The organism is Glacieibacterium arshaanense (assembly GCF_004681125.1).
Taxonomy (GTDB): Bacteria; Pseudomonadota; Alphaproteobacteria; order Sphingomonadales; family Sphingomonadaceae; genus Polymorphobacter_A; species Polymorphobacter_A arshaanense.
This window is the reverse complement of sequence record NZ_SIHO01000002.1, coordinates 686594-702620: the sequence shown is the minus strand read 5'-3', so window position 1 is coordinate 702620 and position 16027 is coordinate 686594. Positions and strand designations below refer to the sequence as shown.

Below are 16027 nucleotides of genomic sequence, written 5' to 3'. Positions count from 1 at the left end.
TTGCCCCGTGGTGCAGAGGCAGCACGCCGCGTTTTGGCCGCGGAGACCGAGGTTCGAACCCTCGCGGGGCATCCACCGGCGCAACTGCGCTTGCGCGCCGGCGGAGCGCCCGGCCAGCTAAGCGATCACTTCAGCAAAGGCAGGTTGGTCACAGTCTTGCCGTTCAGGTCGAAGCCCTTGAAGTCGAGCGTCATGATCTGCGGATTTTCGAACGAGCGGATGCTGTAGGTCTTGTTCTTCAAGTCGGCGACGACGGTCCATTCGGTGAATTCATAGGCATTGGCGCCGCCGCCATAGCCGCTCGACGCATCGAGGTAGATCGACCCGTACGGGATGTCGAAGTTGTTCAGGATATGCCAGACGCGGGCCTTCTGCACATCAGTGGTGGCATCGGTCGGCGTGTTGAGCACATACAATGACGCGCGCACGAAGCGGTCGGGGCTGAGCATGCTGCCGGGGATGCCGTGCAGGCCGTTGCCCGAGCTCGCCGGCGGGAACGTATGGCCGTTGACGGTGAGCGGCTTCTTGTCGAGCCCGCTGAGGTTGGCATAGTTACCGATGTTCGCCAGATGCCAGGTGAACGCCGGATCGTTGGTCATTACGCCGATGACATTGTCGTTGATCACTAGTTGCCCGCCGAGATATTCGACGACGATGCTGCCGCCGGCAGCGTCATGCAGCGTCATGTGGGCGCGCGGCACACCGCCCCATGCCTTCATCGGTGCGTTGCTGACGTACATCTTGCCGAGCGCCTCACGCACTTCGCCGACGGTGGCGAAATTGGTCAGCACATAGGTCAGCAGTTGCTGCGGCGCGATGCTGTTGGCTTCCTGCCCCGCCGGCACATCCTGGTACTGCGCGGTGTTCGGCGCGTTAAGCATGCCGCCGGCGAGCCCGGCTTCGTTCATGCCATCGACGTAGAACGGCATGCCGAAGACATTGGCACCAATGACCGCATATTTCGAGTTCCAGCTCTTGCCCTTGCCGGGCGTGCCATCGGGGCCGATGCCGACATTGGCAAAGCCGCGCGGCATCTTCATCGCCTGGGAGTGCAGCGGAATGCCGAACTCCATCGTCCGGCCATAGATGCGCCCGCCGTCGTTGGCGGCCAACACCAGCGAGGTGCACGCCAGCGCGGGCTGCGCGAGCAGCGCCAACCCGGTGGCGCACGCCAGGGCAGTTTGCACGAAGCTGCGCGTCAAAGTCCTACGAGTCATGGCAATCGTTCCGCTCTGCTGCTCTGCAATCAATCCGGAGCGTAGGTCACGAAGCCGGTTTGCAATATACGTAATGTCCGCACACGCGTTGTCCGGAATCAGAACGGCATGGAATCGAGGTTCTTAAGTATCGCCGCACGCAAATGCGGTTGCACGCCGCCGCCGTGCGACTAGCATGGCGGCGGGCATTGGCGCGGCAACGGGGAGCGCGGCATGACGGGTTTTGCAATCCTGCTGGAAAACACCAGCATCGTGCTGATGGGCAGCATCATCCTGGTGCTGATGGGACTTGCGGCCGTCGGTGCCAACCGGTTGCGCCAGCATCAGGACCGCCGCCGCAGCCGCCGCGACGACACGCCCACCGGTGTCGACGGCCAGGAAGGCTATATCACTTCCGCCGTGCTCGGGCTGCTGGCGCTGCTGATGGGCTTTACGTTTGCGCTGGCGGTCGACCGCTTCGAGGATCGGCGCGAGCTGGTCATCACCGAAGCCAATGCCATCGGCACCGCCTATCTGCGCACCCAGTTGCTACCAGAGCCGCATCGCGCGCGCATTTCAGGGCTGCTCAAAGCTTACACCGACCAGCGCATCATATTGGCCAGTGCGCCACCGGCGCGGGCGCGGACGATGCTTGCTGCAAATGACCAGCTGCTGACCGATTTGTGGACCGCTACCGTCGCGGCGTTTCCGACGATCAAGGGCCTCGACTTTTCGAGCGCCTACCTCGATTCGATCAACGCCGTCATCGACCTCGACGAGGAGCGCAAATCATCGCGGCAAGCCAAGGTGCCCGCCGAAGTGTTCGGCGTGCTGTTCATCTATATCATCGTGACCGCAGGATCGCTCGGCTATACTGTGTCGGGCCGGCGCGGTTTGATCGCCGCGGGCGTGCTGCTGATGTTGATCCTGATGTCGCTGATGATGACCGTCGACATCGACCGGCCGACCGGCGGCGGCATCGTTGAAAACCAGCTACCGATGCAGCGGCTGCAGGCGTCGATGGCGAACACGCCGCCGGGCACTTATGACCGCTGGCTCGAAAAGCCGGAAACCGAATAGCGCCGCGTTCAGACGCGCTGGCGCCGCAGCACCAGCCCCGATGCGGTAAAGCCTTCGTTGCCGGCCAGCCGCCCGTGGCTGTGTTCGATAACGGTGAAGCCTTCGGACAGATACAGCGCCAGCGCCGGCGCATTGCCGACCAGAACTTCGGTGTCGATCACCGGCCCGGCCTGCGCAATCGCATGGCGCAGCAGCGCCCGGCCATAGCCCTTGCCGTAGTGCGCGGGATGAACATAGAGCCACGTCAGCTCGGCCGGCGAAAACGCCACGAAGCCCGCCACCTCGCCGTCCGCAACGCCGACATCGACGCGCGCGGCAAACAGCGCTTCGTTTTCGTAGGTATCGGCGAGCGGCAGGTAGGCCGCTTCGCCGGCCGAATGGCGCAGTTCGTCATGGCGCGCGGCGTCATGGACAGCACAGATCGCGTCCCAGTCTTCGGCCGCATAGGGCCGGATCTTCAGTGCAGCTGGCATGGCGAACGGTGCTGCGTCAGACCTTGGTGCGGAAGGGCGTGAAGTCGGTGGTGGTGTCGTAAATGTCGAGGCCTTCGGCGCGTTTGAACCACGCAACAATCTTGTAGGTCAGCGGCGTCAGCACGATTTCCCACAGCACCTTGAGCAGATAGTTGGTGACCATCACCTGGATGACGAGACTTGTCTGCCAGACGCCGAGGAAGGCCAGCGGATAGAAGATCAGGCTGTCCACCCCTTGGCCTACCACCGTCGAGCCGATGGTGCGTGTCCACAGCCAGCGGCCCTTGGTCAGCACCTTCATCCGCGCCAGCACAAAGGCGTTGGCGATTTCGCCGGCCCAGAATGCCAGAATCGACGCGAGGAAGATGCGCGGCACTTGCCCGAACACCGCAGCGAGGGCGTCCTGCCCGGTCCAGTCGGGCGCCGGCGGCATCGTGACCACCGCCCACGCCATGAACGCCGCGAACAGTGACGCGCCAAAGCCCGCCCAAACGACGCGGCGGGCGCGCGCATAACCATAGACTTCGGTGAGCACGTCGCCGAGTACATAGCTCAGCGGGAAAAACAATATGCCGGCGCCGAACACGACGGGTCCGTACAGCGGCAGGTCGAGCGTCGCAGCCTTGCCCGCGCCGATCAGGTTCGAGCAGATCAGGATGGTGCAGAACGCTGCCATCGCGAAGTCATAGTAACGGAAGCGGTGGCCTTCGACCGTGCTCGCGTTGACAGCGCGGATACCCTCGGGTTCTTGTTCAGCTGAAAGTGTCATGACACCCACGCTAACAGGCGATTTGGCGGCGCGCAATCGTTCGCATTATGTTCGCGAATCGGTTATATTTGCTGGCATGAACGCCACCGGATCAGAGGATGCCAAGCCATTGCGCTGGCTCTATCTCGATCTCAATTCCTATTTCGCCAGTGTCGAGCAGCAGCTTGATCCGGCGCTGCGTGGGCGCCCCGTTGTGGTGTCGCCGGTGATGACCGACAGCACCAGCGCGATTGCCGCGAGCTATGAGGCGAAGGCGTTCGGCATCAAAACCGGCACGCCGATCTGGAGGGCCAAGGAACTGTGCCGCGACGTCGTCATCGTGCCGGCGCGCCACGGCGAATATGTGCGCTACCACCATGAAGTCATCGCCGAAGTCGAACGCCATGTGCCGGTCACCGCGGTGTGTTCGATCGACGAGGTCGCGTGCCGGTTGATGGACAATGAAAACAGCGTCGAGGCAGTGACTGCGCTGTCGGCGCGCATCAAGGCCGGGCTGGCGGCGAACGTCGGTGAATTCATCAAGGGCTCGATCGGCGTCGCACCCAACCGCTTCCTCGCCAAGATTGCCGCCGACATGAAGAAGCCCGACGGGCTGACCATATTGCCCGAAGCCGAACTCGCCGACCGGTTGCGGACGCTAAAGCCCGGCGACATTCCCGGCGTCGGCCGCAACATGGAAAAGCGGCTGGCGGCGGCGGGCATTGTCGATGTCGCGCGCATCCTGGCGCTCGACCCGCGCGAGGCGCGCTCGGTGTGGGGCAGCGTCTGGGGCGAGCGGCTGCACTGGCTGCTCAAGGGCCACGACCTGCCCGAAATCCCGACCGTCACGCGCAGCATCGGCCATAGCCATGTGCTGGCGCCTGACCTGCGCCCGCCCGATGCCGCGCGGCTGGTAGCGCGTCGCTTGCTGGTCAAGGCCGCAACCCGCCTGCGACGTATGGAACGCAGCACCGGCGCGCTGGTGCTGACAGTGCGCGCCGAAGTGCCGCGTGAGACGCGCAGCCGCGACGACAAATGGTCCGAGGGCAAGAAGCTGCTGCACGTGCAGGACAATTTCACGCTGCTCGCGGCGCTCGATGAATTGTGGACGCAGATGCGCAGCGAGTTCGTGGCACGGCGCTATGTCCAGGTCGCGGTGACCTTGCTCGACCTGGTGCCGGTCGGCGCGACGCAGATCGACCTGTTCGACGCTGAACCGGCGCCGCGTGCGACCGCCAAGCGCCTCGCGCTGAGCGAGGCGATGGACCGGATGAACAAACGCTTCGGCCGCGATGCGGTGACCGTCGGCCACGATGCGCGCGGCGGCACGAAGTCGAAGGGCCCGGCGATTGCCTTCACGCGAATCCCCGACCTAGCGGAGTTCAACGAGTAATTCGGCGCACGCATCGGCACCGCGATTCGCGCAAGGGGTAGGAAACGCGCGCCGCAACCGTTAAAGCCGCGAGCGACACTGACGAAAGACCAACCCATGACTGCGCTTGCCGAGGCCGTGACCAGCCTGCCGATCTGTTACGAAGATGTCGTTGCCGCGCGTGCGGCGATTGGCAGCAACGTCATCCGCACGCCGTGCCTGCGGTCGCAAACGCTGAGCGAACTGACCAATGCCGATGTCTGGCTGAAGTTCGAAAATCTGCAGTTCACCGCCGCCTACAAGGAGCGCGGTGCGCTTAACAAGCTGATGTCACTCAATGCCGAACAGCGGGCGCGCGGCGTCATTGCGGCGTCGGCGGGCAATCATGCGCAGGGGCTGTCGTATCACGCCAAGCGGCTGGGGATTCCCGCTACCATCGTCATGCCGCGTTTCGCGCCGGTGGTGAAGGTCAAGCAGACCGAAGGCCATGGCGCCATCGTGATCCTGCACGGCGAAAGCTTCGACGAAGCGAGTGCCTATGCGCACACCGTCGCGGCGCAGCGCAACCTGGTCTATGTGCCGCCGTTCGATGACGCGCTGGTGATGGCGGGCCAGGGCACCGTCGCGCTCGAAATGCTCGAGGACGCGCCCGAAATCGATACGCTGGTCGTGCCGATCGGCGGCGGCGGGCTGATCTCGGGCATGGCGACTGCGGCCAAGCACATAAACCCGGCGATCGAAGTCATCGGCGTGCAAGCCGAGCTCTACGCATCGATGTATGCCAAGCTGCGCGGCCAGAGCGCCGCCTGCGACGGCGACACGCTCGCCGAAGGCATCGCCGTCAAGGAGCCCGGCAAGCTGACGTTCGAAGTCGTCAAGGCGCTGGTCGATGACGTCGTGCTGGTCGGCGAACGCGACCTCGAAAAGGCGCTGGCGATGCTGCTCAACATCGAAAAGACCGTTGTCGAAGGTGCAGGCGCTGCCGGCCTTGCGGCGATGCTGGCGCACCCGCACCGCTTCCGCGGCCGCAAGGTCGGGCTGGTGCTATGCGGCGGCAATATCGATACGCGGTTGCTGGCGAACGTGCTGCTGCGCGACCTGGCGCGCTCGGGCCGGCTGGCGCGGCTGCGCATCCGCCTCAAGGACCGCCCCGGCCAGTTGTTCGAAGTCGCGCGGATTTTCGACCAGCAGCAGGTCAACATCCTCGAAGTCTACCATCAGCGGGTGTTCACTAACCTGCCGGCGAAGGGCCTGATCACCGACATCGAATGCGAAACGCGCGACCGTGATCATCTGGACCGGCTGGTCGAGGCGCTGCGTGGCGCGGGGTATGAAGTTCGGAATATGGAGCTCGACTAGGCCGGCCCATAGCCGCACTTGCTTGAACGCATCATTCGCGCCAAACTGTCGTTAACGTCCCTGACGCCAGTGCGAGGCCTGCGACTTACGTGACCGACCAGACTTTCCGTTTCCCGCGCTTCTTTGTGACCGCGCCGTCGCCCTGCCCCTACATACCGGGTCGGACCGAACGCAAGGTGTTCACCGAGCTGAAGGGCAATGACGGTGCCGCGATGCACGAGGCGCTGGCGCGCATCGGTTTCCGGCGCAGCCAGAACGTCGTTTACCGGCCGAGCTGCGACAATTGCAGCGCCTGCGTGTCGGTGCGCGTCATCGCCCCCGAATTCAAACTCAACGCCACCCAAAAACGCCTGATGAAGCGCCACGCCGATCTTGAAGTGAGCGCCTGCGCGCCATGGTCGACCGAGGAACAGTTCGCGCTGCTGCGGCGCTATCTCGGCGACCGCCACCCCGATGGCGGCATGGCCGAAATGGACGCGTTCGACTTCTCCGACATGATCGAACAGACGCCGGTGGATACCGTCGTCATCGAATACCGCGAGCCGTCGGTCGACGGCATGCCGGGCCGGCTGGTCGGCGCTTGCCTGACCGACAAGCAGAGCGACGGGCTGTCGATGGTCTACAGCTTCTATGCCACCGACATTCCCGAACGCCCGGGTCTCGGCACTTTCATCATCGCCGACCACATCACCCGCGCTGCCGCGGCGGGGCTGCCCTATGTCTACCTCGGCTATTGGATCGAGGGCTGTTCGCGGATGGATTACAAGACACGCTTCAAGCCGATCGAAAAGCTTACCGCCGGAGGCTGGCGGCGCGCGCAGTGAGTGCTGTCGAAGTGCTGGCCGCCGCTGATGCTGACGCGGCGGTGGCGCTGTGGCAGGCGGCGGGACTGACGCGACCTTGGAACGACACGCATGCCGATTTCGCCCGCGCGCTCGCCGGGCCGGCATCGGCGGTGCTTGGCCTGCGCGACGGTGGTGCGTTGGTCGCAACCGTGATGGTCGGCGACGATGGCCACCGCGGCTGGGTCTATTACCTCGCGGTCGACCCGGTGCGGCAGCGCGGCGGGCTGGGGCGCCTGATGATGGCGGCTGCCGAAGACTGGCTCGCCAGGCGCGGCTGCCCGAAACTCAACCTGATGGTGCGCGGCGACAACGCCCAGGCGCGCGGGTTTTACGCGCGCCTGGGCTACGAGTTGAACGACGTGGTGACGCTGGCGAAGCGGCTCGACTGACGCCCTAGTCTTCCAGATTCGGGCGTAGCCACGTCTCCGCTTGCTCGACCGACACGCCGCGCCGTGCGGCATAGTCCGCGACCTGATCGCTGCCGATGCGGGCGACGCCGAAATAGCTGCTTTCGGGATGCGCGAAATAATAGCCCGACACTGCCGCTGTCGGCGTCATCGCGAAGCTTTCGGTGAGCTCGATGCCGGTCTTTGCAGTGGCGTCGAGCAGGTCGAACAGCTGGCGCTTCGGGCTGTGATCTGGGCATGCCGGATAGCCCGGCGCAGGGCGGATGCCCTGGTATTTTTCGCGGATCAGGTCTTCGCTGGTCAACATTTCATCGGGGGCATAGCCCCAAAACTCCTTGCGCACGCGTTCGTGGAGATGTTCGGCGAAAGCTTCGGCCAGCCGGTCGGCGAGCGCCTTGAGCAATATGTCCGAATAGTCGTCATTGTCGGCCTTGAAGCGCGCCAGATGTGCATCGATGCCCTGCCCCGCGGTCACCGCGAAGCCGCCAAGCCAGTCGCCATCGGGCGAGACGAAATCGGCGAGACTGCGGTTGGGCACGCCGTCGCGCTTGACGACCTGCTGGCGCAGGAACGGCACGCGCGCCAGCTCGGTGGTGCGGCTTGCGTCGGTGAACAGCAGCACGTCGTCGCCGTCGCGTTTCGCCGGCCAGAAACCGAGCGCGGCGCGCGCGGTCAGCCACTTTTCGTCGACGATCTTCGTCAGCATCGCCTGCGCATCCTTGAACAGGCTCGTCGCGCTTTCGCCGACGACCGGATCGGTCAGGATGGCCGGATAGTTGCCCGCGAGTTCCCAGGCGCGGAAGAACGGCGTCCAGTCGATGTAGGGTACCAGTTCTTCAAGCGGATAGTCGTCGAGCGCCAGCGTGCCGAGCGTCTTGGGCGCTACCGGCGGGTGCTTGGCGAAATCGGGAGCGTAAGCGTTGGCACGCGCCGCCGCAATCGTCGCCAGCTTGGTGTCGCCCTTGTTGGCGCGCGCGACGCGGATGGCTTCATATTCGGCGACCGTGCGGTCGACGAGCTCGCTGCGGATCGCCGGCGAATCGGACACCAGCGCCCCCGCGACACCAACCGCACGGCTGGCATCGAGGACGTGGATGACCGGACCCTTGTAGGCCGGTTCGATGCGCAGCGCGGTGTGGACGCGACTGGTGGTGGCACCGCCGATGAGCAGCGGCATCGTCATGCCGGCGCGCTGCATTTCGGCCGCAACGGTCACCATCTCGTCGAGCGACGGCGTGATCAGCCCCGACAGGCCGATCATGTCGGCGCCGTGTTCGTTGGCGGCGGCGAGGATGGTCATCCACGGCACCATGACGCCGAGGTCGATGACTTCGAAATTGTTGCACTGGAGCACAACGCCGACGATGTTTTTGCCGATGTCGTGCACGTCGCCCTTAACAGTGGCCATGATGATCTTGCCCTTGGCCTGCGCGCCCTCGGCCTTTTCGGCTTCGATAAAGGGCAGCAGGTGCGCGACGGCCTTCTTCATGACGCGTGCCGATTTGACGACCTGCGGCAGGAACATCTTGCCGGCGCCGAACAGGTCGCCGACGACGTTCATGCCGTCCATCAACGGGCCTTCGATGACGTCGATCGGGCGCACGGCGACCAGCCGCGCTTCCTCGGTATCGGCGACGACATGCGCATCGAGACCCTTGATCAGTGCGTGCTCGAGACGCTTGGCGACCGGCAGCGAGCGCCATTCCTCGCTGGCCTTCTCAGCGACCGAGCCGTCACCCTTGAAGCGGTCGGCAATTTCGAGCAGCCGGTCGGTGGCATCAGCGCGCCGGTTGAGCACGACGTCCTCGCAGGCTTCGCGCAGTTCGGGGTCGATCGTGTCATAGACATCGAGCTGGCCGGCGTTGACGATCGCCATGTCGAGCCCGGCGGGGATCGCGTGGTAGAGGAAGATCGAGTGCATCGCGCGGCGCACCGGTTCGTTGCCGCGGAAGCTGAAGCTCAGGTTCGACAGCCCGCCCGAGATATGCGCGTGCGGGCAGCGGACGCGGATCTGCTTGCAGGCTTCGATGAAATCGACGCCATAATTGTTGTGCTCCTCGATTCCCGTCGCCACCGCGAAGATGTTCGGGTCGAAGATGATGTCTTCGGGCGGGAAGCCATTTTCGGTGAGCAATTTGTAGGCGCGTTCACAGATTTCGACCTTGCGCGCGCAGGTGTCTGCTTGGCCCATTTCGTCGAACGCCATCACGACCACGGCGGCACCGTAGCGCTGCACCTTTTTCGCGTGTTCGAGGAACGCCGCCTCGCCTTCCTTCATGCTGATCGAATTGACGATCGGCTTGCCCGAAACGCACTTCAGCCCGGCTTCAATGACGCTCCACTTCGAGCTGTCGACCATGATCGGAATCCGCGCGATATCAGGCTCGGCGGCGATCAGCTTGAGGAAGGTCGTCATCGCGAACTGCGCGTCGAGCAGGCCTTCGTCCATATTGACGTCGAGCACCTGCGCGCCGCTTTCAACCTGCTGGCGCGCGACTTCGACGGCCGACGTGTAATCGCCCGCCATGATCAGCTTCTTGAAGCGTGCCGAGCCGGTGACGTTGGTGCGCTCGCCGATGTTGACGAACGTCGCACTCGAAGTTGTGGTCATAGGTTCAGGCCGCCAGAATCATGGGGTCGAGACCGGCAAGCCGGGTCGCGACGGGAAGCGTCGGAACGACACGCGGCGGATAGCCGCGCACCGCATCGGCCATCGCCTTGATGTGCCCCGGCGTCGTGCCGCAGCAGCCGCCAATGACGTTGATCAGGCCTTCCTTCGCCCACTCCTCGACAAGGTGACCTGTGCGCGCCGGCAGTTCATCATACTGGCCGAGCTCGTTGGGCAGGCCGGCGTTGGGATAGGACATCAGCAGCGTGTCGGCGATACCCGACAGCAATTGTACGTGCGGGCGCAGCAAGTCGGCGCCGAACGAGCAATTGAGTCCGACGGTCAGCGGCTTGGCGTGGCGCACCGCCCACCAGAACGCATCGATGGCATGGCCTGAAAGGTTGCGGCCGGACATGTCGGTGATCGTCATCGAAATCATGATCGGGATTTCGACGCCGCGGCGGTCGCTTTCCTCTAGCACTGCCATGATCGCCGCCTTGGCATTGAGCGTATCGAAGATCGTTTCGATCAGGATGAAATCGACGCCGCCGTCGAGCAGCGCCTGGATCTGCTGCGTGTAGACGTCCTTGACCTGGTCGTAATCGACTTCGCGGAAGCCCGGATCGTTGACATCGGGCGACAGCGATAGCGTCTTGTTCGTCGGCCCGAGCGCGCCGGCGACAAAGCGCGGCCGGCCGTCCTTGGCCTGCGCCGCATCGGCGGCCCGGCGGGCAATGCCAGCAGCGGCGAGGTTGAGTTCGCGCACCAGATGCTCGGCGCCGTAGTCGGCCTGGCTAATCGTCGTCGACGAGAAGGTGTTGGTCGAGACGATGTCCGAGCCCGCATCGAGATAGCCCTGCGTAATCTTCTCGATGATATCCGGACGCGTCAGGCACAACATGTCGTTGTTGCCCTTCTGCTCATGGCTGAGCCCCAGCGTGCCGGCATAGTCGGCCTCGGCCAGCCCGAAGGTCTGTATCATTGTGCCCCAGGCGCCATCGGTAACGAGGATGCGCTTGGCGGCTTCGGCACGGAAACGCGCGGCGGCTTCGCTGGGCTTGTTCATTGGCCTTCACTCACTTTCGGGCGCACACCGAGCATGTGACTGATCGCATAGGCGAGCTCGGCGCGGTTTAGCGTGTAGAAATGGAACTGGCGGACGCCGCCGGCATAGAGCCGCCGGCACTGTTCGGCGGCAACGGTCGCAGCGACGAGCTGGCGCGCGGCGGGCTTGTCATCGAGCCCTTCGAACAGCCGCCCCATCCAGTCGGGGATGTGAGTGGCGCAGCTCGCCGCCATCTTCTTCAGCATGGCGAAGTTGCTGACCGGCAGGATGCCCGGCACCAGTTCGGCGGTGATGCCGGCGGCAGCGGCGGCGTCGCGGAAGCGGAAGAAGGTGTCGGGTTCGAAGAAGAACTGGCTGATGCCACGCACCGCACCAGCATCGATCTTGCGCTTCAAATTTTCAATGTCGGCGGTCGCGGTCGCGGCGTCGGGGTGGCGCTCGGGATAGGCGCTGACCGACAGTTCGAAGTCGGCGACGCGCTTCAGGCCTTCGACCAGTTCGGCTGCACTGGCATAGCCATCGGGACGCGCGACAAACTTTTCGCCGGCGCGCGGCGGGTCACCCCGCAGCGCCACGATGTGGCGGACGCCGGCATCCCAATAGCCGCGGGCAATCGCATCGATTTCTTCGCGCGACGCATCGACACAAGTCAGGTGTGCGGCGGGCTTGATGTCGGTTTCGCGCGCGATGCGTTCGACGGTGGCGTGCGTGCGCTCGCGCGTCGAGCCGCCGGCGCCGTAGGTTACCGAAACAAAGCGCGGGCTGAGCGGCGCCAGCGTCTGTACCGACTCCCATAGCGTCGTTTCCATCGCCGGCGTCTTGGGCGGGAAGAATTCGAAGCTGATATCGATGTCGCCGGGCAGATCGGCGAACAGCGGCGTACCGTGGGCGCGGGCCGCTTCGTATTTCTCGGCCTGGGTCAGCGTCATGCGGCGTCCTTTCGATCCTGATTACGGGGCTTGGTCGCGGTAGCCCCGGGCCGCTCGCCGAGCCACAGTGTCACTGTCAGTGCCTCGGTAGCCCCGCCGCGCAGATGTTCGACGACGCGCGGCGCCAGCCCCGCCGCCGCCATCCAGTCGCAGACCTGCGCGTCTTCAAAGCCGAGCCGGGCATGGGCGTGGCGGGTGCGCAGTTCCTCGCGGGCATGCGGGGCGAAATCAACGATGAGCAGCCGGCCGCCCGGCGACAGCACGCGCGCGGCTTCGGCCACCGCTAGCGCCGGCGTCTGCGCATAATGCAGCACCTGGTGCAGCACCACGGTATCGGCGGAGCCATCGGGACGCGGCAATGCATACATGTCGGCCTGGCGAACCTCGCAATCGGCGAGCCCGGCAGCTTCGAGCTTGCCACGCGCCAGTCGCAACATGTCGGGCGAGCGGTCGATGCCGATGGCGCTGGCGGCGCGCGTGCCGAACAGTTCGATGATGCGGCCGGTGCCGGTGCCGATATCGAGCAGCCGTCCGACCGGCCGGTCGCCGAGTGCGGCTTGCATCGCGCTTTCGACGACATCCTCGGCGATATGCAGCGAGCGGATGTCGTCCCATTGGTCGGCGTGCGCGGCAAAATAGGCGTTGGCGGCGGCGACGCGCTCGGCGCGCACTTCGGTCAGGCGAGCGCGGTCGGCGGCAGCGAAACTCCCGTCGCCAATCATCAATGCGTCAAGCGCCGTGCACACCGGCGCCGTCAGGGCTGCGTCGCCCAACCGCACGAAGACCCAGGCGCCTTCCTTGTAACGGCGCAGCAGCCCGGCATCGGCGAGGATGCGGACATGGCGCGACACGCGCGGCTGGCTCTGGCGCAGCACGGCAGCGAGTTCGCCCACCGACAGCTCCATGGCGCGCACCAGCAAAAGCATGCGCAACCGCGTCGGATCGGCTAAGGCACGGAATATGGCGAGCGCGGTTTGCATCGCGGCGGGATATAAACATATCTTTATATGCGGTCAATTGCGCATCACGCCGGCAGGGGTCGTACTTGCTGTTCCAGCGCGGCTGTGGCACCGCAGCATAAACGTTTCCAAAGGGTTTTGATGCGCCTGATTCCCGCCTCGATCGCCGCGCTCTCGCTGGTGCTGGTCGGCGCCTGCGCAACGCCGCGGCCGGGCAGCATGGCGCGTGCCGAGGCCGACCCGTGGGAATCGACGAACCGGCAGATCTACAAATTCAACAAGCGTGCCGACAAATACGCGTTCAAACCGCTGGCGCAGGGCTACCGCGCGGTCGTGCCGGCAGCAGCCCGGCGCGGCATCGGCAACGCCTATGACAACTATCTCGAACCGCTGTCGTTCGCCAACGCGGTGCTGCAGGGCAAGGTCAGCCAGGCGTTCCGCACGCTCGACCGGTTCATCATCAACAGCACCTTGGGCGTCGGTGGCCTCGCTGACCATGCCACCGACATGGGCCGCCCGCGCGAAAAGGAAGATTTCGGCCAAACCTTTGCCTATTGGGGCATCCCGTCGGGCCCGTACATGATGTTCCCGATTTTCGGGCCGCGCACGCTGCTCGATTTCGCCGGGCTCGGCGCCGACATCGTGCTCGACCCCGCCGACATGATCCGCAACGCGCTGAGCACGATCGGCCCGTACTGGACGATCGGCATCTTCGGCGCCAAGGCCACCGTCACCCGTGCCGAGCTGATCGAAGCCGGCGCCGACCAGGCGCTCGCCGACAGTCTCGATGAGTATGCGACGGTGCGTGCTGCCTATCTGTCGCGGCGCAAGGCACAGATCTGGAGCGGGATACCGATGCCCGATGACGAGGATGCGCCGGTCGAGGATGCACCGCTGGCGCCGGGCGCAACGCCGCAGCCCAAGCCCGTCGACGCGCCCAAACCGACCCAGCAGCCCTGAAGGACACGCGCATGAAGTTGCTGCCCGTTGCCACCGTCCTGTTGCTCGCGCTCGCTGGCTGCAACAAAGCCCCTGAACCCGGCTCGGTCGACGACAAATCCGCCGAGGGCGCGATGGTCCGCAAGGCCGTCGCCGATGTCGATGCCGCGCAGGCTGCCGCCGCGAGCAAGCCCGCAAAAGCGAAATAGTACCGGAATAGAAGGTCCTTCAAGGGCCGCCGGCGGGCAGGCGTGACGCCAGCACCCGATTGAATCAGTGTTGTCGTGCATTTCAAGAAAAAGGGCCGCGTTCCCGAAGGAACGCGGCCCGATTTGTAGGCGTGGGGTGTGCGGGACTTAGAAGTCCATCCCGCCCATGCCGCCCATGCCGCCGCCGCCCATGCCGCCCATGCCGCCGGCGCCGCCCTTGTCATCCGCCGGCAGCTCGCTGATCGCGGCTTCGGTGGTGATCAGCAGGCCGGCAACCGAAGCTGCGTCCTGAAGTGCGGTGCGAACAACCTTGGTCGGATCGATGACGCCCGAAGCGACGAGGTTTTCATAGACTTCGGTCTGGGCGTTGAAGCCGATCTTGTCGTCGTTGCCGTCGAGCAGCTTGCCCGAGACCACGGCGCCGTCATGGCCGGCGTTCGAGGCGATCTGGCGAACCGGGGCGAACAGCGCCTTGCGGATGATGTCGATACCGCGGGTCTGGTCGTCGTTGAGGCCCTTCATGCCGGCAAGCGCCTTGGTGGCGTACAGCAATGCCGTGCCGCCGCCGGGGACGATGCCTTCTTCGACGGCTGCGCGGGTCGCGTGCAGTGCGTCGTCGACGCGGTCCTTGCGTTCCTTGACTTCGACTTCGGTCGAACCGCCGACCTTGAGAACGGCGACGCCGCCCGCAAGCTTGGCAAGACGCTCCTGGAGCTTCTCCTTGTCATAGTCCGACGTGGTGATTTCGATCTGCGCGCGGATCTGTTCGACCCGGCCCTTGATCGCATCGGCCGAACCGGCGCCATCGACGATGGTGGTGTTGTCCTTGTCGATGGTGACGCGCTTGGCCTTGCCCAGCATGTCGAGCGTGACGTTTTCGAGCTTGATGCCAAGGTCTTCGCTGATCATCTGGCCTTCGGTCAGGATTGCGAGATCTTCGAGCATCGCCTTGCGACGGTCACCGAAGCCCGGCGCCTTGACGGCAGCAACCTTGAGGCCACCACGCAGCTTGTTGACGACCAGCGTTGCGAGTGCTTCGCCTTCGACGTCTTCGGCGATGATCAGCAGCGGGCGGCCCGACTGGACAACCGCTTCGAGCACCGGCAGCAGCGCCTGCAGGTTCGACAGCTTCTTTTCGTGGATCAGGATGTACGGCGCGTCGAGTTCGACGGCCATCTTTTCCGGGTTGGTGATGAAATAGGGGCTGAGATAGCCACGGTCGAACTGCATGCCTTCGACGACATCGAGTTCCGATGCCATACCCTTGGCTTCTTCGACGGTGATGACGCCTTCCTTGCCGACCTTTTCCATCGCCTTGGCGATCATTTCGCCGATTTCGGTCTCGCCGTTGGCCGAGATCGTGCCGACCTGGGCGATTTCCGACGTGCCGGCGACGGGCTTCGAGCGCGCCTTGAGGTCAGCGACGACAGCGGTGACCGCCATGTCGATGCCGCGCTTCAGATCCATCGGGTTCATGCCGGCGGCAACCGACTTCATGCCTTCGCGGACGATGGCCTGTGCCAGCACGGTGGCGGTGGTGGTGCCGTCACCGGCGATGTCGTTGGTCTTCGAAGCGACTTCGCGGACCATCTGCGCGCCGAGGTTTTCGAACTTGTCCTTGAGTTCGATTTCCTTGGCGACGGTGACGCCGTCCTTGGTGATGCGCGGTGCGCCGAACGACTTTTCGATGACGACGTTGCGGCCCTTCGGACCGAGCGTCACCTTGACGGCGTCAGCGAGAATGTCGACGCCGCGCAGGATGCGTTCGCGGGCGTCACGACCGAATTTTACGTCTTTGGCTGCCATGTTGTGTTCCTTGAATTGAGTTTGAATTGGT

The 16027-nt window shown here is 64.6% G+C and carries 15 protein-coding genes and 1 tRNA gene; 8 read left to right on the top strand and 8 right to left on the bottom strand.

The window, feature by feature from the left end:
* Position 1: 1 nt before the first annotated feature.
* Positions 2-75: transfer RNA gene (locus tag EUV02_RS09590), tRNA-Gln, on the top strand.
* Between the two features lie 50 nt (positions 76-125).
* Here the strand turns inward: EUV02_RS09590 and EUV02_RS09585 are convergent.
* Positions 126-1187: a linear amide C-N hydrolase gene (locus EUV02_RS09585; RefSeq protein WP_166430583.1), complete on the bottom strand. Its 1062-nt coding sequence runs from the start codon at positions 1185-1187 to the stop codon at positions 126-128.
* Between the two features lie 243 nt (positions 1188-1430).
* Between EUV02_RS09585 and EUV02_RS09580 the strand changes: the two genes are divergently transcribed.
* Positions 1431-2276: a bestrophin-like domain gene (locus EUV02_RS09580; protein ID WP_135246006.1), complete on the top strand. Its 846-nt coding sequence runs from the start codon at positions 1431-1433 to the stop codon at positions 2274-2276.
* Between the two features lie 8 nt (positions 2277-2284).
* Here the strand turns inward: EUV02_RS09580 and EUV02_RS09575 are convergent, their stop codons facing one another.
* The gene (locus EUV02_RS09575) at positions 2285-2749 is read right to left on the bottom strand and encodes a GNAT family N-acetyltransferase (RefSeq protein ID WP_135246005.1); all 465 of its coding nucleotides are present in this window, start codon (positions 2747-2749) and stop codon (positions 2285-2287) included.
* A 16-nt stretch (positions 2750-2765) separates the two neighbouring features.
* Positions 2766-3518: a queuosine precursor transporter gene (locus EUV02_RS09570; protein WP_135246004.1), complete on the bottom strand. Its 753-nt coding sequence runs from the start codon at positions 3516-3518 to the stop codon at positions 2766-2768.
* A 76-nt stretch (positions 3519-3594) separates the two neighbouring features.
* Here EUV02_RS09570 and EUV02_RS09565 point away from each other — a divergent pair, with 76 nt between their 5' ends.
* From EUV02_RS09565 to EUV02_RS15920, 4 genes are all read left to right on the top strand, one after another.
* On the top strand, positions 3595-4890 hold the full coding sequence (locus EUV02_RS09565) for a Y-family DNA polymerase (protein WP_135246003.1): 1296 nt from the start codon (positions 3595-3597) through the stop codon (positions 4888-4890).
* A gap of 96 nt (positions 4891-4986) precedes the next feature.
* A complete protein-coding gene (locus EUV02_RS09560) occupies positions 4987-6228 on the top strand; it encodes a threonine ammonia-lyase (protein ID WP_135246002.1) in 1242 nt (413 codons plus the stop codon).
* Between the two features lie 89 nt (positions 6229-6317).
* Positions 6318-7052, top strand: a complete 735-nt coding sequence (locus EUV02_RS15925) for an arginyltransferase (RefSeq protein ID WP_135246001.1) — start codon at positions 6318-6320, stop codon at positions 7050-7052.
* Positions 7049-7462 (top strand): GNAT family acetyltransferase, encoded by a 414-nt coding sequence (locus EUV02_RS15920; RefSeq protein WP_243445846.1) that lies wholly within the window; start codon positions 7049-7051, stop codon positions 7460-7462. Before EUV02_RS15925 ends, EUV02_RS15920 begins: the two co-directional genes overlap by 4 nt.
* A 4-nt stretch (positions 7463-7466) precedes the next feature.
* Here the strand turns inward: EUV02_RS15920 and metH are convergent, their stop codons facing one another.
* From metH to EUV02_RS09530, 4 genes are read right to left on the bottom strand one after another with little or no spacing between them, the layout of a single operon-like run.
* The gene (metH, locus tag EUV02_RS09545; protein WP_135246000.1) at positions 7467-10091 is read right to left on the bottom strand and encodes a methionine synthase; all 2625 of its coding nucleotides are present in this window, start codon (positions 10089-10091) and stop codon (positions 7467-7469) included.
* Positions 10092-10095: 4 nt separating this feature from the next.
* On the bottom strand, positions 10096-11154 hold the full coding sequence (locus tag EUV02_RS09540) for a homocysteine S-methyltransferase family protein (protein ID WP_135245999.1): 1059 nt from the start codon (positions 11152-11154) through the stop codon (positions 10096-10098).
* Complete coding sequence (metF, locus tag EUV02_RS09535) at positions 11151-12083, bottom strand: methylenetetrahydrofolate reductase [NAD(P)H] (protein WP_135245998.1); 933 nt, start codon at positions 12081-12083, stop codon at positions 11151-11153. The genes EUV02_RS09540 and metF overlap by 4 nt, the downstream gene beginning before the upstream one ends.
* Positions 12080-13063 (bottom strand): ArsR/SmtB family transcription factor, encoded by a 984-nt coding sequence (locus tag EUV02_RS09530; protein WP_135245997.1) that lies wholly within the window; start codon positions 13061-13063, stop codon positions 12080-12082. The genes metF and EUV02_RS09530 overlap by 4 nt, the downstream gene beginning before the upstream one ends.
* 120 nt (positions 13064-13183) lie before the next feature.
* Here EUV02_RS09530 and EUV02_RS09525 point away from each other — a divergent pair, with 120 nt between their 5' ends.
* Together EUV02_RS09525 and EUV02_RS15655 are read left to right on the top strand one after the other, a co-directional pair.
* Positions 13184-14002 (top strand): MlaA family lipoprotein, encoded by an 819-nt coding sequence (locus EUV02_RS09525; protein WP_166430582.1) that lies wholly within the window; start codon positions 13184-13186, stop codon positions 14000-14002.
* Positions 14003-14013: 11 nt separating this feature from the next.
* Entirely contained in the window at positions 14014-14190 is a 177-nt protein-coding gene (locus tag EUV02_RS15655) for a hypothetical protein (RefSeq protein ID WP_166430581.1), read from the top strand.
* A gap of 147 nt (positions 14191-14337) precedes the next feature.
* Here EUV02_RS15655 and groL read toward each other — a convergent pair whose 3' ends face one another.
* Positions 14338-15996, bottom strand: coding sequence for a chaperonin GroEL (gene groL, locus EUV02_RS09520; protein WP_135245995.1), 1659 nt, complete (start codon positions 15994-15996; stop codon positions 14338-14340).
* Positions 15997-16027 lie beyond the last annotated feature (31 nt).